The 23,166-nt window shown below is 34.6% G+C and carries 28 protein-coding genes; 6 read left to right on the top strand and 22 right to left on the bottom strand.

Features of this window, described 5'->3' with window-relative positions:
* Window positions 1–33: 33 nt before the first annotated feature.
* Window positions 34–1,236, top strand: coding sequence for an alanyl-tRNA editing protein (locus tag Q9B79_RS00770; RefSeq protein WP_306182243.1), 1,203 nt, complete (start codon window positions 34–36; stop codon window positions 1,234–1,236).
* A gap of 43 nt (window positions 1,237–1,279) precedes the next feature.
* Here Q9B79_RS00770 and Q9B79_RS00765 read toward each other — a convergent pair whose 3' ends face one another.
* The gene (locus Q9B79_RS00765) at window positions 1,280–1,723 is read right to left on the bottom strand and encodes an NUDIX hydrolase (RefSeq protein WP_306182242.1); all 444 of its coding nucleotides are present in this window, start codon (window positions 1,721–1,723) and stop codon (window positions 1,280–1,282) included.
* Window positions 1,724–1,827: 104 nt separating this feature from the next.
* Between Q9B79_RS00765 and Q9B79_RS00760 the strand changes: the two genes are divergently transcribed.
* Window positions 1,828–2,409, top strand: coding sequence for a DUF6434 domain-containing protein (locus Q9B79_RS00760; RefSeq protein WP_306182241.1), 582 nt, complete (start codon window positions 1,828–1,830; stop codon window positions 2,407–2,409).
* 7 nt (window positions 2,410–2,416) lie between these two features.
* On the opposite strand, the gene Q9B79_RS00755 is transcribed toward Q9B79_RS00760, so the two are convergent.
* From Q9B79_RS00755 to Q9B79_RS00730, 6 genes are all read right to left on the bottom strand, one after another.
* A complete protein-coding gene (locus tag Q9B79_RS00755) occupies window positions 2,417–3,508 on the bottom strand; it encodes an acetyl-CoA C-acyltransferase (protein WP_306182240.1) in 1,092 nt (363 codons plus the stop codon).
* Window positions 3,501–4,964 carry an acyl-CoA synthetase gene (locus tag Q9B79_RS00750; protein WP_306182239.1) on the bottom strand — a complete coding sequence of 488 codons (1,464 nt, stop codon included), beginning with the start codon at window positions 4,962–4,964 and terminating at the stop codon, window positions 3,501–3,503. Before Q9B79_RS00750 ends, Q9B79_RS00755 begins: the two co-directional genes overlap by 8 nt.
* A gap of 66 nt (window positions 4,965–5,030) precedes the next feature.
* Window positions 5,031–5,606: a biotin transporter BioY gene (locus Q9B79_RS00745; protein WP_306182238.1), complete on the bottom strand. Its 576-nt coding sequence runs from the start codon at window positions 5,604–5,606 to the stop codon at window positions 5,031–5,033.
* Window positions 5,607–5,729: 123 nt separating this feature from the next.
* Window positions 5,730–7,343, bottom strand: coding sequence for a long-chain fatty acid--CoA ligase (locus tag Q9B79_RS00740; protein ID WP_306182236.1), 1,614 nt, complete (start codon window positions 7,341–7,343; stop codon window positions 5,730–5,732).
* Between the two features lie 136 nt (window positions 7,344–7,479).
* Window positions 7,480–8,019 carry an ABC-2 transporter permease gene (locus Q9B79_RS00735; protein WP_306182235.1) on the bottom strand — a complete coding sequence of 180 codons (540 nt, stop codon included), beginning with the start codon at window positions 8,017–8,019 and terminating at the stop codon, window positions 7,480–7,482.
* Between the two features lie 177 nt (window positions 8,020–8,196).
* Window positions 8,197–8,400: a hypothetical protein gene (locus Q9B79_RS00730; RefSeq protein ID WP_000810212.1), complete on the bottom strand. Its 204-nt coding sequence runs from the start codon at window positions 8,398–8,400 to the stop codon at window positions 8,197–8,199.
* Window positions 8,401–8,551: 151 nt separating this feature from the next.
* On the opposite strand from Q9B79_RS00730, the gene Q9B79_RS00725 reads away from it, so the two are divergent.
* Window positions 8,552–9,364 carry a GNAT family N-acetyltransferase gene (locus Q9B79_RS00725; protein WP_306182233.1) on the top strand — a complete coding sequence of 271 codons (813 nt, stop codon included), beginning with the start codon at window positions 8,552–8,554 and terminating at the stop codon, window positions 9,362–9,364.
* A gap of 171 nt (window positions 9,365–9,535) precedes the next feature.
* Window positions 9,536–9,739 (top strand): CsbD family protein, encoded by a 204-nt coding sequence (locus Q9B79_RS00720; RefSeq protein WP_306182232.1) that lies wholly within the window; start codon window positions 9,536–9,538, stop codon window positions 9,737–9,739.
* Window positions 9,740–9,826: 87 nt separating this feature from the next.
* Here Q9B79_RS00720 and Q9B79_RS00715 read toward each other — a convergent pair whose 3' ends face one another.
* The 12 genes from Q9B79_RS00715 to Q9B79_RS00660 all read right to left on the bottom strand — a co-directional run bounded on the left by Q9B79_RS00715 (window position 9,827) and on the right by Q9B79_RS00660 (window position 18,105).
* Window positions 9,827–10,813 (bottom strand): HoxN/HupN/NixA family nickel/cobalt transporter, encoded by a 987-nt coding sequence (locus tag Q9B79_RS00715; protein WP_306182231.1) that lies wholly within the window; start codon window positions 10,811–10,813, stop codon window positions 9,827–9,829.
* On the bottom strand, window positions 10,800–11,432 hold the full coding sequence (locus Q9B79_RS00710; protein ID WP_306182230.1) for an AmiS/UreI family transporter: 633 nt from the start codon (window positions 11,430–11,432) through the stop codon (window positions 10,800–10,802). The genes Q9B79_RS00715 and Q9B79_RS00710 overlap by 14 nt, the downstream gene beginning before the upstream one ends.
* Before the next feature lie 18 nt (window positions 11,433–11,450).
* On the bottom strand, window positions 11,451–12,272 hold the full coding sequence (locus Q9B79_RS00705) for an urease accessory protein UreD (protein WP_306182229.1): 822 nt from the start codon (window positions 12,270–12,272) through the stop codon (window positions 11,451–11,453).
* Complete coding sequence (gene ureG, locus Q9B79_RS00700) at window positions 12,269–12,886, bottom strand: urease accessory protein UreG (RefSeq protein ID WP_000594925.1); 618 nt, start codon at window positions 12,884–12,886, stop codon at window positions 12,269–12,271. Before ureG ends, Q9B79_RS00705 begins: the two co-directional genes overlap by 4 nt.
* 14 nt (window positions 12,887–12,900) lie before the next feature.
* Complete coding sequence (locus tag Q9B79_RS00695; RefSeq protein WP_306182227.1) at window positions 12,901–13,599, bottom strand: urease accessory protein UreF; 699 nt, start codon at window positions 13,597–13,599, stop codon at window positions 12,901–12,903.
* Complete coding sequence (locus Q9B79_RS00690) at window positions 13,577–14,032, bottom strand: urease accessory protein UreE (protein ID WP_306182225.1); 456 nt, start codon at window positions 14,030–14,032, stop codon at window positions 13,577–13,579. Before Q9B79_RS00690 ends, Q9B79_RS00695 begins: the two co-directional genes overlap by 23 nt.
* An 18-nt stretch (window positions 14,033–14,050) precedes the next feature.
* Window positions 14,051–15,763: an urease subunit alpha gene (ureC, locus tag Q9B79_RS00685; protein ID WP_306182224.1), complete on the bottom strand. Its 1,713-nt coding sequence runs from the start codon at window positions 15,761–15,763 to the stop codon at window positions 14,051–14,053.
* A 1-nt stretch (window position 15,764) separates the two neighbouring features.
* Window positions 15,765–16,094 carry an urease subunit beta gene (locus Q9B79_RS00680; RefSeq protein ID WP_263704444.1) on the bottom strand — a complete coding sequence of 110 codons (330 nt, stop codon included), beginning with the start codon at window positions 16,092–16,094 and terminating at the stop codon, window positions 15,765–15,767.
* A 14-nt stretch (window positions 16,095–16,108) separates the two neighbouring features.
* Entirely contained in the window at window positions 16,109–16,411 is a 303-nt protein-coding gene (locus tag Q9B79_RS00675) for an urease subunit gamma (RefSeq protein WP_001241328.1), read from the bottom strand.
* Between the two features lie 137 nt (window positions 16,412–16,548).
* Window positions 16,549–16,797, bottom strand: a complete 249-nt coding sequence (locus tag Q9B79_RS00670; protein WP_000981070.1) for a DUF2164 domain-containing protein — start codon at window positions 16,795–16,797, stop codon at window positions 16,549–16,551.
* Between the two features lie 14 nt (window positions 16,798–16,811).
* On the bottom strand, window positions 16,812–17,270 hold the full coding sequence (locus tag Q9B79_RS00665) for a peptidoglycan recognition protein family protein (protein ID WP_306182221.1): 459 nt from the start codon (window positions 17,268–17,270) through the stop codon (window positions 16,812–16,814).
* A 13-nt stretch (window positions 17,271–17,283) separates the two neighbouring features.
* A complete protein-coding gene (locus Q9B79_RS00660; protein ID WP_306182220.1) occupies window positions 17,284–18,105 on the bottom strand; it encodes a protein phosphatase 2C domain-containing protein in 822 nt (273 codons plus the stop codon).
* A 96-nt stretch (window positions 18,106–18,201) separates the two neighbouring features.
* Between Q9B79_RS00660 and Q9B79_RS00655 the strand changes: the two genes are divergently transcribed.
* A complete protein-coding gene (locus Q9B79_RS00655) occupies window positions 18,202–19,041 on the top strand; it encodes a YitT family protein (RefSeq protein WP_270707409.1) in 840 nt (279 codons plus the stop codon).
* Window positions 19,042–19,062: 21 nt separating this feature from the next.
* Here the strand turns inward: Q9B79_RS00655 and Q9B79_RS00650 are convergent, their stop codons facing one another.
* On the bottom strand, window positions 19,063–19,434 hold the full coding sequence (locus Q9B79_RS00650) for a VOC family protein (protein ID WP_270707408.1): 372 nt from the start codon (window positions 19,432–19,434) through the stop codon (window positions 19,063–19,065).
* 236 nt (window positions 19,435–19,670) lie between these two features.
* Between Q9B79_RS00650 and Q9B79_RS00645 the strand changes: the two genes are divergently transcribed.
* Complete coding sequence (locus tag Q9B79_RS00645; RefSeq protein ID WP_306182219.1) at window positions 19,671–21,203, top strand: BA3702 family sensor histidine kinase; 1,533 nt, start codon at window positions 19,671–19,673, stop codon at window positions 21,201–21,203.
* 44 nt (window positions 21,204–21,247) lie between these two features.
* On the opposite strand, the gene Q9B79_RS00640 is transcribed toward Q9B79_RS00645, so the two are convergent.
* Together Q9B79_RS00640 and Q9B79_RS00635 are read right to left on the bottom strand one after the other, a co-directional pair.
* Window positions 21,248–21,856, bottom strand: coding sequence for an alpha/beta hydrolase (locus Q9B79_RS00640; RefSeq protein ID WP_306182218.1), 609 nt, complete (start codon window positions 21,854–21,856; stop codon window positions 21,248–21,250).
* A gap of 24 nt (window positions 21,857–21,880) precedes the next feature.
* The gene (locus tag Q9B79_RS00635) at window positions 21,881–22,819 is read right to left on the bottom strand and encodes a ring-cleaving dioxygenase (RefSeq protein ID WP_306182217.1); all 939 of its coding nucleotides are present in this window, start codon (window positions 22,817–22,819) and stop codon (window positions 21,881–21,883) included.
* Between the last annotated feature and the right edge of the window lie 347 nt (window positions 22,820–23,166).

The raw sequence follows: 23,166 nt of genomic DNA, 5'->3' as shown, positions 1-23,166 counted from the left end.
ATAAAACTAGTAAACACGAAAGGAGAAAGAAAATTGGAGCAAAAATTATATTACACTGACGCTTATAAAAAAGACTTTACTACGAAAGTCATAAAGCAAGATTATGATACAAACGGTAACTTATACGTTGTTTTAAATGAAACCGCATTTTATCCGACAGGTGGCGGGCAGCCCCATGATACTGGAACTTTAAATGGCATTGCTGTACTCGATGTTGAAGAAGTCAATGACGAAATCCGCCACTTCATTACCGAACAATTACATACAGAAAAAGTAGAAGGTAAAATCAATTGGGAGCGCCGTTTTGATCATATGCAGCAACATGCAGCTCAGCACATTTTATCCGCTGCTTTTTGGGACCATTTTAACATGCCTACGATTGGATTCCACCTTGGAAAAGAAACGGTAACAATAGATTTAGAAACAGAAAATCTGCATGCCGAAACAGTTGAAAAAGCAGTACAAATTGCAAACAATATAGTTTTTGAAAATCATCCAATCCGTATAGAGTGGATGAACTTAGAAGAAGCGAAAACATTACCTCTTCGTAAAGAACTGAATATGACAGAAAATATACGCGTTGTTATGATCGAAAATTATGACTACAACGGCTGTGGCGGAACACACCCGAAACGTACAGGTGAAGTAGGTCCTATTCAAGTACTAGGATGGGAGCGTAATAAAGGCGGCATACGATTAACGTTTATCGCTGGCTGGCGCACACTTAAATTAATGGAGCAACAACAACAAATTATGAAAGATGTTTCTAAACAATTAAATAGTAGCGAGAGTGATATTCCATCAAAAGTAGCACAACTGCTTACTTCTCAAAAAGAAAACGAAAAAGCAATACAAACAATGAATGAAAAACTATTATATGTAGAGGCAAATGAACTACTGCAACAGTCTGCCGAAATACATGCTAGCATACTTATTTCTCAAGTATTTACAAATCGTTCTATGCAAGAAATCGCAAAACTTTCTGCTATTATTACAGAACAACAAGAACATGCCATTACATATTTCGTTATTCAAAATGAGGACAAACTACAATGCATCCTCGCTTGCGGAAAATCAGTCACTCTCGATATGAATGCTCTTTTAAAAGATGCACTTCCTGCAATTGAAGGAAAAGGTGGCGGAAATAAAAAAAGTGCTCGTGGCGGCGGGAAAGCGATTATGACTGGGGATGAGTTTTTAAATCAACTTGTTTCTTCTTTACAGTCAGCAGTGTAAAACATGTTATGAAGGATAGCGAACAGCTATCCTTCCACTATATTTATAGACCTATATTTTGTTTCAAACCTTGATAACTCCCTGCATTTACAAAACCTTCACTTATAAGATTGATAAAAGTTTCCGAAAAACCATAATGACTTAAATCTTTAATTGGTACCATTTGCACATCGTGAATCGGATTATGATCAAACTCGTTAGAAGGTAGCATAATTTCACCTTCAATCCTTTTAAGCAAAAACGTTATATGTAATAAAGACGGGCGAGCATCTGGTTTATCACAAACATAGAGTAGCTTCTGAATGTTAACTTCTAACCCTGTCTCTTCTCTCATTTCTCGAATCATTGCTGCTTCTAACGTTTCGCCATTCTCTGCTCTTCCTCCAGGTAAAGACCAATTTCGATTAGCCACTTTTTGCTTTACTAGCAATACCTTTTCATCTTCAATTAAAATTCCTGTAACACGAACTTGCATTACATTTTCCATATGCAATCTCCTCTTCCCATCATATTTACAAATTAATCCTTCCATAAAAAGAACGTACGTTTTATAATTAAAGAAAATTATGGAAGAAAGAAGTTGTTACATTCATGCGTCCACCTTTAACAAAATCTATATTACTTGCAGATTTCCAAAATTATTATTGGTTAAAAGCAGAACTGCAAACATTTTGTCGTGAGCATGGTTTACCAGCCAGTGGCTCTAAAACCGAAATAACCGAGCGTATCTCACATTATTTAACTACTGGAAAAATATTGAAAAACAGTTCTGGTCCAAAAGCGAGTAAAACTTCCCTCTCTTATAAAGACCTTTCTCTTCAAACGATTATTACTAACAATCACCGCTGTAGCGAAGATGTTCGTGCTTTTTTCAAAGAAAAAATCGGAACAAACTTCCGCTTTACAGTAGCTCTTCAAAAGTTTTTTAAAGAGAATGTTGGAAAAACATATGAAGACGCGATAACGTTTTGGTATGAAGAAAACGAACGAAAAAAAGATCCTACATACAAAACAACTATCAGCGCGCAGTTTGAATACAATCGTTTTACTCGCGACTTTTTCGAAGATCCAAATAACAAAGGGAAATCAAAAGCTGATGCTATCGCTGCTTGGAATGAAATAAAAGCAAAACCTGGTAGCAATGCTTACGTTCCTCAAAAAGTAGAAAACTAGTTCCTTTCTAGTCTTCTACTTTCTCAAATAATAAAGCAAGCCCTATTCCACCACCAATTCCTAACGTCGCAATTCCATATTTCATATGCCCTCTTTGTGCCTGATAAAACAAACGTGTTACAAGCATAGCCCCAGATGCACCGTACGGATGCCCGAGCGCAATTGCCCCACCATTTATATTTAATTTTTCATACGGAATTTGTAACTCCTTTGCACAAGCAACAACCTTTGAAGCAAATGCTTCATTTATTTCAAAATAATCGATGTTCTCTACTTTCATATTCATTTCATTTAATAATTTGTTCACTGCAAATATCGGACCAGTCCCCGGAAGATTTGGATTCACTCCGACTACAGCACTACGAACGAAACGAAGTACAGGCTTGTATCCTAATTTTCGGGCTTGCCCCTCTTCTATTACAAGAACGGCACATGCTCCATCATTTACACCGCACGAATTACCTGCCGTTACTGTACCGTTTTGTAAAAATGCAGGCTTTGTTCTTTTAATCATTCTTTCATAATTCATTTCTCGTTTTATAGCTTCGTCAAAAGAGCCATTAAACGAAAGTATTTCATTTTGTAAATAACCATTTTCTAATGCTTGCAATGTCCTTTTATAACTAAGACAAGCGTATTCGTCTTGCATTTCTCGTGTTATATTATAGCGCTTTGCAACATATTCAGCCGCTACTCCCATATTAGGATCTCCAATTGTTTCTGGTGAAAATCGCGCTCTATTTTGAAATGGTGATGTACTTGTACTCTCTACTCCTCCTGCAATATAACAATTACCCGCCCCGCCTTGAATGAAATGACATGCGGTGCGAATCGCTTCCAAACCCGCACCACATTGCCGATCAATCGTTACACCAGGAATATGATAGCCAAGTCCTGCCTCTAAAGCAGATAATCTCGCAACATTCCCTCCTGGTCCAACAACATTCCCTAATATGACATCGTCTATTTCTCTCTCAATTCCTTTACTTAAAAATGTAAGAAGCGGCGTTACTAATTGCTGAACTTCATAATCTTTCAACATCCCATTTTTCTTACCAATAGGTGTCCTTTTCGCTTCTACAATAACCGCTCTATTCATATATCTTCTCCCTGTTTTCAATCATATTTTTTGCTGCAATACGAGCGATTTTCCCGCTGTCTGTATACGGTATTTCATCTACAAAATGCCATTCTTTCGGTATTTTAAATGAGGATAATCGTTGTAAGCAAAAACTTTTTAATTGTTGTTTCGTAGCACTTCCTTTTACAATGGCGACAGGTTTTTCACCCCAATAACTATCTTTCACACCAACTACAACTATTTCATCTACAGCTGGATGTTCATGTAACACACTTTCTACTTCTTCTGGGAAAATATTAATTCCTCCAAATAAAATCATATTCTTCTCTCTACCAACAATATAAATAAACCCTTCTTCATCTTCATACCCTACATCCCGTACCGTCATCCAGCCATCCGTACTCATCTCTGGAACTAAAATCCCATTTAATATGTATCCCATAAAAAACTGATCACTTTTCACATAAACAGTTCCTATCTCACCTTTCTGTACTTCTTCTCCTGCTTCATTACATATTCGAACTTGCACATTATGACAAGGCTTCCCTACAGAATTGGGCCTTTTATCGCTCTCTTCATCAACTAGTGCTGTTACAAAACTTAGTTCCGATGCACCGTAAAATTCATATTTTTGCGCATAAGGAAATATACTTTTTATTTTCTCTTTCGCTTCAGCTTCCCATTTCGCTCCTGACGAAATAATTTTTATTCCATTCCCTATTGCTCTATTTTCTTTATATAAAGATTCAAGCATTGTCGGAACTACATACATGACCGAAATATGTTCTATTTCTAACCTATCCAGCACTTGATCTGAAATAAACTTTCTCATAATATGCACCGTTTGTCCTATATGTAATGCACTTATTACACCGTATAAAAAAAGAGAATGAACGAGCATCCCAGCTATTAAAATAGAATCTTCTTTTTTCATATGAAAGTCATGTATATTGCAATCGAAACTATGAACCCACGATTGTTGTGCACGTAAAAATGCTTTCGCCTTCCCAGTCGATCCTGATGTAAATCCCATATAAAACGGGGCATGTTGTACATTTTCTACAGGCTGATATGTAGGAAGATAGTGCTCTATCATTCTTTTCCACTCATCAATTTCTATTACTCTTCCTTCTTCACCAGGTAGATCATTTACCTTATATCGCTCTGTCACAATCACATCCGGATTACTGATTGCAATTCTTTCTTTGAGCTCATCCTGTTTCCACTTTATATCTAATGGCACACAAACCCATCCGGCCATAGCAGCACCAGCAAATAGTTGTAAAAACTCTATATGATTTTCTAATACAATTGCTATCGTTTTATTCTTCGATCCTTTTCCATTCAACCAATTTGCTACTTTACACACTGACTCAAACCACTCTTTATATGTTAAAACTCGATTATTTTCCTTTATCGCTATTTTATTCGGTTGTAAAAAGGCATGTTTTTTATATTCTTTTGTAATTCCCATATGATTTGTCCCTTTCTCTACAAAATAATAAAAAGAAACACGCAATGAACGTGTTTCTTTTCTTTCTTATCCCGCATTTGTATATTTCCCGCTCTTTAGAGCAGGCGTAATTATATGTTTCAATGAACGATGTAATTTCGTTACGAGAGTCGCTGCTATAATCGCTTTTATGCAATCACCTGGTAAAAACACAGCACTCACTTTCAACGTTTCCCATACGGAAACACCCATCAAGAACGCTTGTACAGTAATGCCAAATACATAAACTACAACAATACCACCAATTATATTAATACATAATACCTTTATTATAGAAACTTCACGTAAGCGCTCAATTAAATAACCAATGACAAACGCTCCAACGATATAACCAAGTAAATATCCTGCACTTGGTCCAACAAATACACCTGGACCACCGCGCCCACCAGCAAGCAATGGTGCTCCGACTCCTACAACAAGTAAGAAAATAAGCTGACTTAACGCACCGAGACGTGACCCTAACAATCCACCAGCAAGCATAACACCGAGTGATTGTAATGTAATTGGAACTGGTGTAATAGCAAGAGCAATCGGAGGTATTAATCCTAACACTCCCATAATAGAACTAAATAAAGCGACGAAAACTAAGTTTTTTGTATTCATATTTGCTTCTCCTATTTGTAAACTTAAAATGACTTTTAGATAACATATCATAGGAGTTATATTATCTTTCTATCTAGTATTTGTCAACTTGTTTTAATTATAAGTTTACAAATATAAATTCCATTATTTCTCTTTATGCAAATGCTCAAGTTCTTTCCGAAGTGCTTGTTTTAAAAACTTCCCAACAGATGTTTTCGGTATTTCTTCCATAAATACAATATCGTCTGGTAACCACCACTTCGCAAACTGTGGTTTTAAAAATTCATATATTTCTTCTTTTGTTACTGTACTATTTTTCTTTTGAACGACGCATGCAACTGGTCGCTCTTGCCATTGCGGATGAGGAACGGCAACGACAGCTGCTTCAAATATAGCATCATGTGCCATTAAAGCATTTTCAAGGTCAACTGAAGAAATCCACTCGCCTCCGCTTTTAATGACATCTTTCGTACGGTCAACAATTTTCACGCAGCCTTCCTCGTCCACTGTGACAACATCACCAGTATATAACCATCCATCGCGAAACCCTTCAACAGTACGTTCATCGTTATAATAGCTTTCAGCGATCCACGGCGCTCGTAAACATAGTTCCCCCATTTCCGTACCATCCCACTTCACTTCACCATTTGTACCAACTACTTTCATCTCTACACCAGGGACAAGATACCCTTGTTTTGATCTAATTTCTAATTGCTCTTCATATGATATTTCTGTTTCATAACTTTTTAAACGTGCAAGTGTTACAAGTGGGCTTGTTTCCGTCATACCATATGCATGGATGAACGGAACATTGTGTTTCTGTTCAAATGCTTTAATAACACTTTTCGGTGCAGCTGCACCACCGCATAGTATTCTCGTCATACTAGATAAATCGTAACTATTATTTTCTAACTCTTGTAATACACCAAGCCAAATTGTCGGCACACCGGCAGCTAACGTCACTTTTTCAGATTGGATCATTTCTAATAAAATTTTTGGCGTAAACATCGGTCCTGGAAGAACTTGTTTTGATCCAAACCAAGTAGCAGCGAAAGGAAGTCCCCAAGCATTCACATGGAACATCGGTACAATTGCCATTGCCGCATCACTTTCCGATAAAGCAGCTGTATCCGCTAAACCGAGTGCCATGCAATGCAGTACAGTACTACGATGCGTATATACAACACCTTTTGGATTTCCTGTAGTCGCTGACGTATAACACATACCAGCAGGTGTATTTTCATCAATATCTTTTACAAATTGGAAATTTGGATCGCCTTCTTCTAATAGCTTTTCATAATGATATACGGGTTCTAGCGTAGTATTTGGAAGTACATCTTTATCAGTCATAATAATGTAGGCTTGTACTGTTGATAATTGTGATTGAATATTTTCAACGAGTGGTACGAGATCTTCATCAATAAGTAGAATTCGATCTTCTGCATGTTGAATAATGTATGAAATATGTTGAGGAGATAAACGAATATTAATTGTGTGTAAAACGGAAGCAATGCCAGGAATAGCAAAATATGCTTCCACATGTCGATGATGATTCCACGCTAACGTTCCTATACGCTCGCCTTCTTTAATTCCTAATTTTTTTAACGCACTGGAAAGCCTTCTCGTCCTTTCACCTAACTGCTTATACGTTAACGTCGTAATTGTATCATGTGTCCGTGAAACAATTTCTTTCTTTGAAAACAGTTTTTCTGCTCTTTCCATCATAGAACTAATTGTTAACGGTACATTCATCATCATATTGGTTATATCCCCCTTTAAAGCGTTTTCATTTTTTGTTTATTATAACAGACTTCTACAAATGATTACGACATTTTTCTGTATTTTCCGAATTATTCCTTTGGAAATAATTCAGAAAATACTAAGAGAAAATATACTAAAATTCCTTCTTATGATATATAAATACCGAAATAACAAAAGAAAAGATATATATGATAACACCAAATATTGTATATAGAATTGAAACGTATACAGATGAATTTAAATTTGATATTGGAAATTGTTCTATTAGATAGCCAATAACACTTTGTAATCCAAAACAAATAACAAGTCCTCCGCATGCGCCTCCAATTGTAATAGCATCAGATTTTTCTGCTCCAAAAACATAGAGGAGTGGATAGGCTATTGCTCCGGCATTAAGAATGATGAACGTCCCTAAAGAAACACTCTTAAATATACCATCATCAATTGATGTATCTGAAACGAAACCATGTATATAAAATATGCCGTACGATAGTAAAGTACCAATAATTACAACTAAAAAATAGAAAAGATAGTGACTTTGTACAATGTTAGTTCTAGTAAGCGGTAAAGTAAGTACATATTTTTCATACCCTGACTTACTCTCATATTTAATAACTTCAAGTGCAGGAATCGCAGCAAATAAGATAATGAACGTAGCGATTAAACGGCACAAGGGCTAATTTTCTTTCTCATATTAATTCACAATTTCTTCTATACATTTTTGTATGTTGCGCAACGATTAATAAGCATCCCACACAGTATATGTTGTCATCTCTTTATATAAGGCGTATTCATATATATGTAAAATATTACTCCTATTAACTTCTCTAATAAAACCACTTTTCAATAATCATAACGGCTTCTGCTTAAACTTTTCATAATGTCGTACTTTTAATAAAAGGACATTTCCGCAATCTGTACAAATATAAGCATCTACTGGTGAAGATGTGAACATCGTCTCCTTTTTCCGTATTTGTGCATAACCGACAAACTCACCTTCTCCTATATTTTGAGAACCACAATTAGAGCATGTCTGCACGTCTTTCTGTTTCATGAAAGCACCACCTTTAATCTGTTTCTACTCCCTTCGACAGTTCACTTCCATTTCCCTTCCAAAAAACCTCTTATTCTGTTACATTTCAACAGGAATCTTAGAACAAACATCGTATATGTACTATAAAATATATTTATTGACGGAGGAACCTATGGGTACAATTATGAAAGTCCATACAGCTCAAGAAGTTGAAAACGCAGAAATACATATGCTCTCTTCTAGACTAAAAGCATTACAAGCGTTAGCTAAAAATCCAATGCAAATACAACTGAAAAAATTCGGGAACGCCACTGCCTTTTCATCAAAAATAATTGCTGGTCCTGCTTTTAATACCGTAAAAGGTATTACATTTACAAATACAGATGAGATAGATGAAATCATCTCTTATTATCAATCGCTACAAATCCCTTGTCGTTTTGAAATTACACCCGCTCAAGGTACAGCTGAATTATTTCAATACTTATCTCAAAAAGGTTTTTACCAATCGGGCTTCCATACCGCTTTATATAGTATACCGAGAAAAGATCCATCCCTTCTTCCTTCTAACATTTCAGTACGCCAACTAAAAGAAAATGAATTTCATATTTTTGCAGACATATATGTACGCGGATTTAACATGCCATCCTTTACAAAAGATGGCGTGCGCCAAAATAACGAAATTCTTTACGATAAACCAGGATGGCATTTTTTCATAGCCGAAGTTCAAAATACTCCTGCAGGCATTGGTGTCCTGTACATAAATAATGGGATTGCTTCATTAGCTGCTTCTGCTACTTTGCCAGAATTTCAGCGTAAAGGCTGTCATACTGCATTAATTCAAAAACGAATTGAGACAGCTATTGAATCCAATTGTAATTTAATAGTTGGACAAGCAAGATTCGGTAGCGGCAGTCAAAATAATATGGAACGTGCCCATATGAAAATTGCTTATACAAAATCCATATGGACTGCAAAAGACATATAATTAACATTCCTTCTCCTTGCATTACAATCTTATACATTCTATGACAATTCTTTTTCTATACCATTAATCATTTGAATATTCAAACTAAATTTGTTACGCTATTACTAGATACATCATTCAACTTGCAATATGAAAAGAGATTTCTAATCAAACTACAAGGAGGAGAAATGTATGACTAAACATGATCATGGTTTAAAAGAAAAAGTAGAAGGTGCTATCGATAAAGTAAAAGGCGAAGTAAAAGAAGTTGTTGGGAAAGTAACTGACAATAAGAAATTACAAGCTGAAGGAAAATGGGATAAGGTGAAAGGCACCGCTAAAGATACAGTTGGTAATGTGAAAGAAAGAGTACATGAATATAAGGAACATAAATAATAAAAAACACGTTAGATGCATTTGCATCTAACGTGTTTTTTATTTTACTTTATATACATAAACTACCAAATAATATACGATATATTTCTATTTCTCTATACTCTTTGTAAGTGGTTCCTTAAAAACATTTCTATTCCACACAGCAAAAACAATAAGAGAAATAATAAAGAATATAACAAGACAGATACCCAAATAATCAAAATTAACTACCTGTATGAGATTCCAAAACGGTCCCTGTAAATTATAGCTTTCAATAAGCATAGATAATAGTTGATACCCCCCTATTAAAAAAGCTGTTATAACAGATATTGAGGTAATTAATACATTATATGAATTTCTTATTCGACTATTTTCCAGTGCCCACTTATAATTCGTATTCATGAATGTACTATCTAATGTATCCATCAATGACATTCCTGCAGCAAACAAAATGGGAAAAGCAAATATACTTACAAGTGGAATAGATTGGCTTGTTGCAGTTACTGTAGAAAGAGCAATTAATCCAATTTCACTCGCTGTATCAAAACCAAGTCCAAATAAAAAACCAATCATATACAATTGCTTCTGACTATCAATAAACGTAAATAAACGCTGTGTGAAACGGTATATAAACCCTAAATTTTCTGGCTGTTTGTCCTCTTGGCTTCGCAACACTTTAATAAGGTACAACAGATTGGTAAGACCGATAATGATAAGGAATGTACTAGAAACGATTGTACCGATAATACCGCCTATAGTTGAAAAGCTCTCCATTCCATGTTTTGCCGTTTTTCCAATTAAAGCAATTAATACAATCATCACAAATACTACCGTAGAGTGTCCTAATGAGAAGTAAAACCCCACCCCCTGTGAGTTTTTACCTTTTTCAATTAATTTCCGAACAGTATTATCAATTGCGACTATATGATCACTATCAAACGCATGACGCAATCCTAAAGAATATGCAATAATAGCCATTCCGATTATGCTATTACCTTTATACAGTGCCGGTAATAATAAGAGAATTCCAAGCACATGAAGAAATATAATAATAATAAAAAAGTTAGTTGCCTTTTTCAGTTCACTTTTCCACATAGTTACTAACCCTTTCTACTTTAAATTGAATAATCTTGAAAAAGAAAAGTGCCATAATAAAAACTACAATCGTTATAATAGTCACTAAAATAATTACAAAATCATTTAACACTTCAGTATGATTTGTAAGTATTAACAGAGCTGGTACTGTTGCAGTAATCCAAGATTCAACGAAGCAAACAATACCTACATAAATATGAATCTTCTTTTTCAACCCATCTTGTAGAAAAAATAAAAACCAAAGGAATGCCCAAAAGAACCAAATTATTGTACTTTGTAGGCTACCACTCCCATGTAATTGATTCACAATTCCCATAACCGTTGCAATGATAGCAACCCAAAGAGAATAGTAACCTACACCTGAAGAATCAAGTTTTAATATATTCGTAAGACCAACATATAAATAAGTAAAACCAAATAAAAAAATAGTTCCATTAGATAGGATAGTCCACTCGTCGGATTGACTTCCTGTAAATAATAAATATAATGGTGTCAAAGTTTGTAATGCCCCTACAAATAAATTAAAGTATCCTACACTTTTGCTATCAATGAGTTTAAAAGCTGCTAGTGAATTCATAAATAGAACTGCACCGACAAACAATAATCCCACATTAGTCATAGTATCCCCTTCTCCTACTTAATATTTTCGATAGGATGTTAATTCTTCCTGTAGACAATTCTCTCTAACAAAACGATGACACTGAAAAAATATAGACTCCATGTCCTCAGTATTATGACTAAGTATGCGTATGACAAAGCCTTTACATGGTGTAGAAGATACTCCAATTTTTATATTGTTAGTGTTAGAAAGTGATGTTTTCAATGCTGCAATTAAGTCATTTGTAATGTTTTCATTAATAACTATGAAAGTACCATAATGGGAATATTGATTTAATATTCCCATTTGATCTAACGACTCTTTGAAAGGGTTTAGCAATAGATGATCGTATACTACAATTTTATTTTCCATATATATTTTTGTTAACGAATCAAAATATTGGTATGTGAACTTCTCCATATTTGGTGACCAACCAGGCGTAACTGAATCGCATAAAATCAATGTAGAATTATTTTGCAGATATATATTTGTTTTTTGCTTATATGCTGCATCCTTGTACATAATTAACGGGTCTGGTAAATACTCCATAACAGCATTCTCACCAATATAAAAATTCAATTCTTGCAAAGCATAACTATTTGGAGTCTTGTAAACTTTCGTTGCTGATTGGCTTGTTATATATGTTTTCGCATCTTTACCAACATTTATATTTATAGAATAGAAATCTCCTTTTAAATAGCCTCCACCAGAATTCATAATATAGTAATATGCTCTACCATACTCATCCAAATATATTGGCTGCGTTACTTTTAAGGCATCTTTATGATAAACCTTAATAGGTACGGTTTTATGTCTCTTTTCCATCATATCAATGTTTAAGACACCTGTAGGGGATTTCATTTTTTCAGTCCTTCTAACATAATGTTTTGTCTCATCCAATTTATTAATTCTTGTAAGCCTTCCTCATCCTTCAAATTTGTAAAAAAGTATGGTTTATTATGTCGGTAATTTTTCGTATCCTGCTCCATAACTCCAAGATCAGCTCCTACATAAGGTGCCAAATCCGTTTTATTAATTACAAATACATCAGATTTGATCATTCCTTGTCCACCTTTACGCGGAATCTTTTCTCCCTGTGCCACATCAATAATATAAATTGAAAAATCCACTAGCTCCGGACTAAATGTGGCAGCTAAATTATCACCCCCACTTTCAATAAAAATAATATCTAAATTATTATGTCTAATCATGAGTTCTTCAATTGCTTCAAAATTCATAGAAGCGTCCTCTCGAATTGCTGTATGCGGGCACCCCCCCGTCTCTACACCAATAATTCTATCTTCTGGTAAAACACCTGTTTTCAATAAAATCTTTGCATCTTCTTTCGTATAAATATCGTTTGTAATTGCTGCAATTTCATAATCTGTATTTAGATGTTTTGTTAACTTTTCAACTAACATGGTTTTCCCGGCACCTACCGGACCACCGATACCAATTTTAATAGGCTTTATCATTTTATTGTTCCTCCCTATGACATGAAGACCCTTACATTTACATCTTCATGTTGCATTTGATTTATTTCGAATTCAGGATCATTCAATCCAAAATCCTCTAATGAAAGTATTTGAATTCTATCAATAGATTCGCAGATCAATTCATGGCATTCTTGTAATAGTTTTTGACCATCTGTTTGTCCAAGAGGAATGGCTCTCACACCGTTTTGAATTATACTTCCAACACTTGAGTATAAGAAAACTAAGAGCGTTTCTTCTATTGTCATTTTCAATTCCGCCCCTAATATTCCGTATACGATACTCGGATGACCTTGTAATTTATTACCCATAATATTTTCTTTATATATATTTAAATTTACAAATGAGAACAATTCACACAATAATTTAGAAGTACTTTTACTAATCATTCTATTTGCTTTTCTACATTCAAAAGGCAATGTTTGGGCTGTTATTAAATCATCTAAAAACGTAATTTGTTCTCCCTCATTATTCTTAATGGCTTCGTAAGTGTATTTGCAAATTAATCCGTCTGTGTATGTTAATTGGACTTTTACATATCGATTAACCCATTTGAAAAATCCAGCTTTATTTGTAACTTGTCCCTCTTGAATAAACGTTTCTAATCCAAAAGAGTGACTAAAACTTCCTGTTGGGAAGTTCGAATCACTAATTTGGAGTAGGTTAAGTAGGTTAAATATGTTTGTGCGAAGCATGCTTGAATGGTTTTGGTAATACTCTATTTTCTTTTTGATAAGGAACACCTTCCTTTTTAAGTAAATCTTCTACTAAATAGTCGTTCGCCAAAATCATGCACCCTTCATCGAATTGTGCTGGTAAATGTCTATTCCCTAAGTTATGAGCAATAATTCCCATTTCTTTTATTGATGTTGGAGTAATTACAATTACCTCTTCTGGTAATACTTCAATATATACAATTCGATTTTCATCTTCATATAAAATATCACCGTTCTTTAATGTTTCTCCATTATCTAAAGACACTCCAATTTCAAAACCAGATTCTGAATATAATTTCTGAACTCTCTTCAGTAAAAGCTCACTAGAAATTAATATCTTATCAAGATACTTTTTTGTGTTTGAGAAATCATTCATATTGCATACGTTGTTATTAATTTTTTCAATAATCATTTTATCTCCCCCGTTATATCAAAATAAAAAATATCTTTGAGCCATAGGTAGTACATCTACGGCTTCACACGTGATTAGTTGTCCATCAACTTTAACCTCATATGTCTGCGCATCTACTTCAATTTCTGGTGTTGCATTATTTAGCTTCATATCTTGCTTCGAAATCTCTCTCGTATTTTTAACAGGTAATACAACTTTATTTAAACCTAATTTTTCTTTAATATTATTCTCATAAGCTACTTTCGATACAAATGTAATTGAACTTGACTGTACTGCTTTTCCATATGCACCAAACATCTTTTTTTCATAATATGGTTGTGGGGTAGGAATTGAAGCATTCTCGTCTCCCATTAATGCCATCACTACCATCCCGTTTTTTAAAACCATATCTGGCTTAACACCGAAAAATTGTGGATCCCATATTACAAGATCTGCATACTTTCCTACTTCAATAGAGCCCACGTATTCTGAAATTCCATGTGTAATAGCTGGATTAATTGTATACTTAGCTATATAACGTTGAATTCTATTATTATCGTTATATTCTTTATCTCCCTCTAAACTACCAATCTGCTTTTTCATTTTATCGGCGGTTTGCCAATTGCGAATAATAACCTCTCCAACCCTTCCCATCGCCTGTGAGTCAGAGCTAATCATGCTGAAAACCCCTAAATCTTGCAAAATATCCTCTGCCGCGATTGTTTCTTTTCGAATCCTTGAATCTGCAAACATTACATCTTCTGGAATATTCGCTTTTAAATGATGACATACCATGAGCATATCTAAATGTTCATCCAGCGTATTCACTGTATATGGCAAGGTCGGGTTCGTTGATGATGGTAAAATATTATTCAGCGCAGCAATCTTTATAATATCTGGTGCATGCCCACCTCCAGCTCCTTCAGTGTGGTACGTATGAATAACACGATTATCAATAGCTTTTATCGTTTCTTCCACAAAACCACATTCGTTTAACGTATCCGTATGAATAGCGACTTGAATATCATATTTATCAGCAATCTGTAACGAGTGATTAATTGCTGACGAAGTTGCTCCCCAATCTTCATGGATTTTCAATCCGATAGCCCCTGCAAATATTTGTTCTTCCAGGGCAGGTAAACTTGAACTATTTCCTTTTCCTAAAAATCCAAGATTTATAGGAAAAGCTTCTGCTGCTTCTAGCATTTTTCTTAAATTCCAAGATCCAGGTGTTATTGTAGTTGCTTTAGTCCCCTCTGCCGGTCCTGTTCCCCCACCAATTAAAGTTGTTATACCTGAAGCCAATGCTGTATCAATTTGTTGTGGGGATATGAAATGCACATGTGTATCAATACCTCCAGCTGTAACGATTTTCCGCTCACCAGAAATTACTTCCGTTGATGTTCCAATGATGATATCAATATTATCCATAACTGAAGGATTACCACTCTTACCAATTGCTGAAATCTTCCCATCTTTTATACCAATATCCGCTTTATATACTCCCGTATAATCAATAATAATTGCATTCGTAATAACAACATCCACAACCCCTTGTTCTCTTGTAAGTTGTGAATTTTGTCCCATACCATCCCTAATTGATTTTCCTCCACCAAAGACAGCTTCATCACCATATACAGTGGCATTTCGATCAACATGTGCGAATAATTGTGTATCCGCTAAACGAATAGAATCTCCTGTAGTTGGACCATATAAATCAGCATATTGTTTACGTGACATCTTAAAACTCATGCTATCTCCCTCTTTTTGTGTAAGATTGAATATCGCCATCCACTTTATTTTTAAATCCATATACTTCTTGTTCTCCTGAATATGGAACTAATTCAATCGTTTTTTCATCTCCAGGCTCAAATCTTACCGCTGTACCTGCTGGAATATCTAAATGTTGTCCAATTGCTACACTGCGATTGAATTTTAACGCCTCATTCACTTCATAAAAGTGGTAATGAGATCCAATTTGAATGGGTCTATCTCCCTGATTTATCACTTTGACTTTCATTGCTTTTTTATTTCCATTACATACTATGTCTTCTTTCGCAAGGATATATTGCCCTGGAATCACAACATTCACTTCCTTTAATGAATTGGTTGATGAATAGTTACTAATTTTGTTCCATCAGGAAAAGTTGCCTCAACTTGAATATCTGATATCATGTCTGCAATACCATCCATAACATCTTCAGCACTTAAAATGGTTTTTCCAAGCTCCATTAATTCTGCTACATTTTTACCATCTCTCGCTCCTTCCAAAATTTCATACGTAATAATAGCGATACTTTCTGGATAGTTTAACTTAAGTCCTCTCTCCTTTCGTCGATAAGCTAAATCAGCCGCAACAACTACTAGCAGTTTATCAATTTCTCTTGGCGTTAATCTCATTACACTCTTCCTTTCTGAAGTATTTTAAAACTAAGAATATTCTAAAAATAAAAGATGTATTTTCAATGTCCTTTCCGTGTTTTCTCCATGTTTTTTTGTTATCAATCAAATAAAAAAAGAGCCCATCGGCTCTTTTTTTACTTCCCTTCATTCTTCTCTAACACATATAAATCTTCTTCAATATTAGATAATTTCTCTGTTACAAGCTTTCTAGCATCTCCAATTGCTTGATTGTATGCAAATGGTCCTACTAATTTAATCATTTCTTCTATTAAACGCTCTGCTTGGAAGCGCCCAATTTCATCTAAATCTTCTTCAACGAAAAATTGCTGAATTTGTGCTACTAGCTCTTCTTTTTTATCATTTGGTATTTTTATATTCATCATTATTTATTACTCCTCTATATGTAAGATAGTACGTTTCTTAACTCTACCATAGAAAAACGCTTTCCAGGACAACTTTTTGTAACGCCTTCTAGCTCCCTATGACCGAGTATATTTTCTTTCTTTATAGCAAACTGCTTCATAAACATTTTACATAAAGAATATAATGTATTCATTTGTGCGGTCGTTGGATCATATTTATCAAAATTACCCGTCATACATATTCCAATTGTATCTCTATTATTATCTTTCGCATGTGCTCCAATATGTAAACCACGTCCTTCGACTACAGTTCCATCTTCTTCAATAAAATAATTATAACCGATACCGCTCCACCCTCTTACTTTTTGATGAAATTCATGTGTTTTATACACATCCCATCCATCTTCGGATGTATGGTGGATAATCAGTTTATTTACTTTTTCTAAAGGAACTAATTCATCTTGAAATGTTAAATTAACACATTTAATTTCCATTTGAACATCCCCCTTAAAAATCAATCATCATAATTGTTTTATCATCTGGTCGTATTCTCTTTTCCCCTTCTAGATCTTCAATAATTGCTACATATTCATTTATACTATTCTTTCTTATATATGCAACAGTTTGTTCGAGTGGCCAATCTGGGTGGAATAATCCGTCTGAACAAATAAAAATCCCACTCACTTCATCTATATGTAATTCCCCATGCTGCAAATAATGAATCGCTTCTTTCATTCCATTCGCAACGGAATACCCATCCTGCACATTTGCAAGATAACGATTATATTTTAACTGTTCTCGCACATCTTGAAAAACATGTTCTTCCGGTACAGATAATCCCTTTTTACGATCTTCTTCTCTTTTCTTTTTTGCCCGTTGACTAATTCCTTCAACCGTGTCTTTCGTTAATACTTGTATCGTTCCATTTTGAAGTATTGCAACAATCATACAGTCCCCTAATTGTGCATATTCAATTTTCTCACCAACTATTTGGACTGCCGCGATACATGTGCACCACAAATGCTCTTTTTTTCTCGTGTCTACTTCATATTCTAACATTTTTCTTTGCAATGCTTCATTTGCTTTTGCAACTGTAACTGGTAAACTATGATTTTCACGTAATGAAGCAAAATAACTTGCAAATAAATGTGAAGCGATGTATGCTCCATTATGTCCCTTTTCATCACAAAACGGGACAAGCGGTGTTGCACCGTCACATACACCATACATCTTTTTTTCTTCATTACAAAAATAAGAATCCTCACATTCTTGCTTCAATGGGCTTTTCTGTTGATATGTTTTTATCTCCACAACTGTATCCCCTTTCAAATAATAAAATACTCAAATTCTTTTGATTAATCTAATTTCCCGAAATAAACTGTTTTTACCCAAAACTTTCAATATCATATATAATCTTGAAATAATATGAATTTTCTAGTGAAGGACGGGAAAGAGATGGTCAGATTTCTTGGTGTTATTATTGGTTCTATTATTATTGCGATTGCCTTTAATCTTTTCCTTATCCCCCATAAAATTTTAAGTAGTGGAATTGGCGGAATTGCTATTATTTTAGGGATTGTAACTCCTGTAAACACAGGTATTATTAACTTTGTATTAAACTTACCTATCCTTATTTTAGGATACATAGGTCTTGGAAAAAAAGTAATTTTTAACACGATTATCTCTGTTATTGTATTATCTGTTGCATTATACTATGTTCCAGTGAAAGTCGTCGCAACAGATCCGCTTTTATCATCTATCTTTGGTGGTGTCATTGCCGGAGCTGGTATCGGTCTTGTTTTTAACTGTAATGGATCAACTGGTGGATTTGATATTATCGGTATGTTGTTATCTCGCAAACGAGACATTAAACTTGGCGGATTCCTTATTGTTTTAAATGCAGTCGTTGTAATCATTGCAGGATTCTTCTTCACTTGGGATGTCGCTCTTACAAGCTTACTTTCGATTTATGTAACTGGTAAAGTTATTGATGCTATTCATACGAAACATCGGAAGGTTACACTTATGATTGTAACAAATGAAGCAGAAAAAATGAAAAAACAACTTCTTTCAACTGTTGTACGTGGAATTACATTACTTGATGGCGAAGGTGCTTATTCTAGCGAAAAGAAACGTGTACTTATGACAGTTGTTTCTCGTGAAGAATTAGCAAGTATGAAATTAACAATTTCTGAAATTGATCCTCATGCATTCGTTAACATTACAGAAACGGTTGAAGTATTAGGATTATTTAGAAAAGCTTAAAAAAACTAGGTGGATTTCCACCTAGTTTTTATTTTCCATAAATTCAATTCGATTTCCGAACGGGTCTGACACATAAAATCTAATTACATCTGGTCGTGCATGATCATCTATTACTTCAATACCTTTCTTTATTAACTCTTGTCTAAATTCATCTATTTTTAAAACATAAAAAGCTGGATGCGCCTTTTTAGCTGGATTGAAGTTTTGCTCAACTCCAATATGAATCTCTTGATTTCCACACTTAAACCAACATCCACCACGCTTCTTTAATTCCTCTGGCTTCGGGATTTCCTCCATACCTATTGTTTCACCATAAAACGCTCGTGCTTCTTCTTCACACCCTACAGGCGCAGCTACTTGTACATGATCGATACCTTGAATATAATTTCTCATTTTCTCTCCCCCTCCTCTACCCTAATGTTATACAGAAAACCCACTTTTGTAACTTACAAAAGGTTTATAAAACAACATAAGCTCCCCTTATTACCACCTGGCACTCACTTTGCAAAAAATAAAGAAAACAAAATTTATTATATAACTTCTATTTTTTATAGAAATACACATTACATCTATATTATAGTTATGAATAGACAAATCTTTTTAGATGCTATTTGTACGGAGGAACTATTATGAGTCGTAAAAAATATTCATCAACTCAAAGAAAACGTCATCCGAACATTTCTAGACGTTTGCGAAACCATATACAAGATCGTTCATTAACAGAAATGTACGCATCTCTGTTCAAGCATAATCCTGATAGTATTATTTCATTAAATTTGGAGGGCATTATTTTACATATAAATCCTTCTGCCGAAAAAACATTAGGTTACAGTTCCTTAGAATTAGAACAGAAAAATATTACCTCTATTTTAGAAGCCCATATTTCTGAACAAGTATTACAAAATATAAAGAATACGGAAGCGGATAATCAACAAGAGTATATTTTATCTATTTATCATAAAAATGGATTCTTATTAGACGTCGTAACAAAACTAGTTCCTATTTTTGTCCAAAGTCGTCTAACTGGCGTATATGCCATTATGAAACCTCTTGAAAAATCAGAAAGAATTGAGAATATGCTAAAAGAAAGTGAGAAGAGATTACGTACATTAGTGGACTCCATGCCTGCGTTTGTTATATTTAAGGATCATGAAGGACGCTGGCTTGAAGCAAATGACTATGCACTTTCTTGTTTCAATTTCCACCATGTACCTTATCACGGAAAAAAAGATAGTGAACTCATTCAATATAACGAAGCCTACCGAGAAGCTTTTTTACATTGTGAAGAAGTCGACGAACTAGCATGGCAACAAAGACAAATTCTTCATGGTGAGGAATTCATTATTCATAGAGATGATTCCGACCTAATCTTAAGTATATCGAAAGTTCCACTTTATCATCCTGACGGCTCGCGAAAAGGTCTTATCGTAATGGGAAGAGACGTTACCGAGCTAAAAGAAACGGAAAAGTTATTACGAAAATCAGAAAAGCTCGCAGTAGTCGGACAACTGACAGCTGGAATCGCCCATGAAATTCGAAATCCACTCACTTCTCTAAAAGGTTTTCTAACATTGCTACTCCCTGAAATAAATGAGGAGCAAAAATGGTATATCGATGTTATGTTAAGTGAGATTTCACAGATGGAATCTATCACTAGTCAATTCATGGCGATGTCTAAACCACAAGTATTATCTATCCAAACTTGTAACATACAAGCTTTAATTGAAGAGGTTGTTACATTTATTTTACCAACTGCTATTATGCATAGTGTTCATATTATTATGGATCATTTTGATTACAAACATGATATTCAATGTGATGGTAACCAACTAAAACAAGTTTTTATAAATATATTAAAAAACGCGATAGAAGCGATGCCAAATGGCGGAAATATTTACATCCAAACAAAACCATTAGATGATACCTTTATTTTAATACGGATTATCGATGAAGGTTGCGGTATCCCAGAAGATCGTGTCTCTCGTCTAGGCGAACCATTTTACAGTTTAAAAGAAAAAGGAACGGGACTAGGATTAATGATGTGTTACAAAATAATTGAGGAACATCATGGTAAATTACACATTGCAAGCGAATTAAATAAAGGTACAATTGTTGACATTCAATTACCGCTTTCTTCGTCTCATCTTGCAATTCAGTCGTAAATAATAAAAGAAGCATCTGCTAATTGTTAGCAGATGCTTCTTTTTTAAAATGCTTTGTCATACCATTCTTTTGCTTTTTCTACTTCACTCATTGTTAATTGATGCCCTCTATTTTCCCAATGCATTGTTACATTAGCGTTTGCATTTTCTAATAGTACCTGTAATTCCTCTGATTCTGCTGATGAACAAATCGGATCATTTGTCCCAGCAGCAATAAACACGGATTTCCCTACTAAATTAGGCAATTGTGTTCCTCTTCTAGGCACCATTGGGTGATGAAGCACAGCACCTTTTAATGCATTATCGTATTGGAATAATAAGCTTGCAGCAATGTTTGCTCCATTTGAATAACCGATAGCTACAATGTTATTTCTATCAAATTCATATGTTTTTGCAGCTTCATCTAAAAACTCATTTAATTCCTTCGTACGGAAAATTAAATCCTCTTCATCAAAAATGCCTTCTGCCAATCTACGGAAGAAACGCGGCATGCCATTTTCTAATACATTTCCCCTAACACTTAATACAGATGCTTCTGGGTCAACTATTTCTGCAAGTGGTAATAAATCTAATTCATTACCTCCTGTACCATGAAGTAATAACAACAGTGGTTTTGACGTATCTTTTCCTTTTTGAAAAACATGTTTCATCATAATCCTTTTCCCCTTTCAATCACTTTAATCTAAATTTCTCACTTCAAATGGTAGAAGTGTTTGTTCAATTTGTTTTCTATGTGATTCATATTGCTCCGGTAACTTTAATTCCTTGCCCATCGTCTCCAAAGATTCGTCATGAGCGAAACCAGGAGGGTCTGTTGCAATTTCAAATAAGATTTCCCCGTGTTCTCTAAAATAAATTGCGTTAAAATAATTTCGATCTTGTACAGGCGTTACGTGATATCCAAAACGAGACACATGCTCTTTCCAGTCTAGTTGATCATCATCATCACTCGCTCTCCAAGCAATATGATGGACTGTACCAACGCCCATTTGGCCACGCCCAATTGTTGACAACCTCAAGTCGATAATATTTCCAATATCAGCAGAAGAACGGAATCGAACGAATTCACCTTCTTCTCCAATTTTCTCCAGACCCATAACATGCTCTAACAATTCAGCAGTTTTTTGAGGTTGTGCCGATAAAAGAACAGCACCGCCAAATCCTTTAATTGCTACTTCTGGCGTAACTTCTCCAAAAGTCCAATTATTTAATTCGCCCTCTTCTCTTTCTACTAATTCTATATGCAAACCATGTGGATCATCAAATTCTAAATACTGCTCTCCAAATCGAGTCATTTTTGTATATGCAACATCAAATTTTTCTAATCTATGTTCCCAAAACTCCATTGCACCTTTTGGTACGACATAAGACGTAATGCCTACTTGCCCATCTCCAATAACGCCTTGACGAGCACCAGCCCATGGGAAAAACGTAATAATTGTTCCAGGTTTTCCTCCTTCATTCCCAAAATAAAGATGGTACGTGCCCGGATCATCAAAATTCACAGTTTGTTTCACTAAACGTAACCCTAATACACCAGCATAAAAATCTACATTTTCTTGTGGGTGTCCTACGATTGCTGTAATATGATGGATCCCCATTGTTTTCTTTTCCATTTCGTTCACTCCTTTTTAGTTCCTTATAAAAATTTTTATACATTAAAATTCATTATTCATTTTGTCCATACTGCAAAGTAAAATCCGTCATGATAATTTTATCTCGAATTCGAGATATTGGTTATAAAATCACACATAAATATCTAGTTTATCAAAATTATCTCAAATTCGAGATAATACTTAAAAAATATTTACTCCATTTGAAATCTTTATTCAAAGTACAAATTATCTTGAACTTAAATTTATTATAAGTTACTTACTTTTAGTTGTCAACAAGTTCCTTATTTTCATTTTAAATAAAGTGAAACTTTAATCAGTCCTCACCAATCGGACTTTAATGGGCAGCC

Origin of the sequence: Bacillus sp. MHSD_36 (assembly GCF_030757775.1) — a bacterium.
In the GTDB taxonomy this organism is placed as follows: Bacteria; Bacillota; Bacilli; order Bacillales; family Bacillaceae_G; genus Bacillus_A.
Note: the sequence above shows the minus strand (reverse complement) of the source record. Positions and strands in the feature narration are given on the sequence as shown.

What these genes read in the sequence shown, in the direction of transcription:
- Q9B79_RS00765 (WP_306182242.1), bottom strand. Translation starts at nt 1,723, where the DNA reads ATGGAAAATGTAATGCAAGTTCGTGTTACAGGAATTTTAATTGAAGAT.
- Q9B79_RS00760 (WP_306182241.1), top strand. Translation starts at nt 1,828, where the DNA reads ATGCGTCCACCTTTAACAAAATCTATATTACTTGCAGATTTCCAAAAT.
- Q9B79_RS00755 (WP_306182240.1), bottom strand. Translation starts at nt 3,508, where the DNA reads ATGAATAGAGCGGTTATTGTAGAAGCGAAAAGGACACCTATTGGTAAG.
- Q9B79_RS00750 (WP_306182239.1), bottom strand. Translation starts at nt 4,964, where the DNA reads ATGGGAATTACAAAAGAATATAAAAAACATGCCTTTTTACAACCGAAT.
- Q9B79_RS00745 (WP_306182238.1), bottom strand. Translation starts at nt 5,606, where the DNA reads ATGAATACAAAAAACTTAGTTTTCGTCGCTTTATTTAGTTCTATTATG.
- Q9B79_RS00740 (WP_306182236.1), bottom strand. Translation starts at nt 7,343, where the DNA reads ATGATGATGAATGTACCGTTAACAATTAGTTCTATGATGGAAAGAGCA.
- Q9B79_RS00730 (WP_000810212.1), bottom strand. Translation starts at nt 8,400, where the DNA reads ATGAAACAGAAAGACGTGCAGACATGCTCTAATTGTGGTTCTCAAAAT.
- Q9B79_RS00725 (WP_306182233.1), top strand. Translation starts at nt 8,552, where the DNA reads ATGGGTACAATTATGAAAGTCCATACAGCTCAAGAAGTTGAAAACGCA.
- Q9B79_RS00720 (WP_306182232.1), top strand. Translation starts at nt 9,536, where the DNA reads ATGACTAAACATGATCATGGTTTAAAAGAAAAAGTAGAAGGTGCTATC.
- Q9B79_RS00715 (WP_306182231.1), bottom strand. Translation starts at nt 10,813, where the DNA reads ATGTGGAAAAGTGAACTGAAAAAGGCAACTAACTTTTTTATTATTATT.
- Q9B79_RS00710 (WP_306182230.1), bottom strand. Translation starts at nt 11,432, where the DNA reads ATGACTAATGTGGGATTATTGTTTGTCGGTGCAGTTCTATTTATGAAT.
- Q9B79_RS00705 (WP_306182229.1), bottom strand. Translation starts at nt 12,272, where the DNA reads ATGAAATCCCCTACAGGTGTCTTAAACATTGATATGATGGAAAAGAGA.
- ureG (WP_000594925.1), bottom strand. Translation starts at nt 12,886, where the DNA reads ATGATAAAGCCTATTAAAATTGGTATCGGTGGTCCGGTAGGTGCCGGG.
- Q9B79_RS00695 (WP_306182227.1), bottom strand. Translation starts at nt 13,599, where the DNA reads ATGCTTCGCACAAACATATTTAACCTACTTAACCTACTCCAAATTAGT.
- Q9B79_RS00690 (WP_306182225.1), bottom strand. Translation starts at nt 14,032, where the DNA reads ATGATTATTGAAAAAATTAATAACAACGTATGCAATATGAATGATTTC.
- ureC (WP_306182224.1), bottom strand. Translation starts at nt 15,763, where the DNA reads ATGAGTTTTAAGATGTCACGTAAACAATATGCTGATTTATATGGTCCA.
- Q9B79_RS00675 (WP_001241328.1), bottom strand. Translation starts at nt 16,411, where the DNA reads ATGAGATTAACGCCAAGAGAAATTGATAAACTGCTAGTAGTTGTTGCG.
- Q9B79_RS00670 (WP_000981070.1), bottom strand. Translation starts at nt 16,797, where the DNA reads ATGATGAATATAAAAATACCAAATGATAAAAAAGAAGAGCTAGTAGCA.
- Q9B79_RS00665 (WP_306182221.1), bottom strand. Translation starts at nt 17,270, where the DNA reads ATGGAAATTAAATGTGTTAATTTAACATTTCAAGATGAATTAGTTCCT.
- Q9B79_RS00655 (WP_270707409.1), top strand. Translation starts at nt 18,202, where the DNA reads ATGAATTTTCTAGTGAAGGACGGGAAAGAGATGGTCAGATTTCTTGGT.
- Q9B79_RS00650 (WP_270707408.1), bottom strand. Translation starts at nt 19,434, where the DNA reads ATGAGAAATTATATTCAAGGTATCGATCATGTACAAGTAGCTGCGCCT.
- Q9B79_RS00645 (WP_306182219.1), top strand. Translation starts at nt 19,671, where the DNA reads ATGAGTCGTAAAAAATATTCATCAACTCAAAGAAAACGTCATCCGAAC.
- Q9B79_RS00640 (WP_306182218.1), bottom strand. Translation starts at nt 21,856, where the DNA reads ATGATGAAACATGTTTTTCAAAAAGGAAAAGATACGTCAAAACCACTG.
- Q9B79_RS00635 (WP_306182217.1), bottom strand. Translation starts at nt 22,819, where the DNA reads ATGGAAAAGAAAACAATGGGGATCCATCATATTACAGCAATCGTAGGA.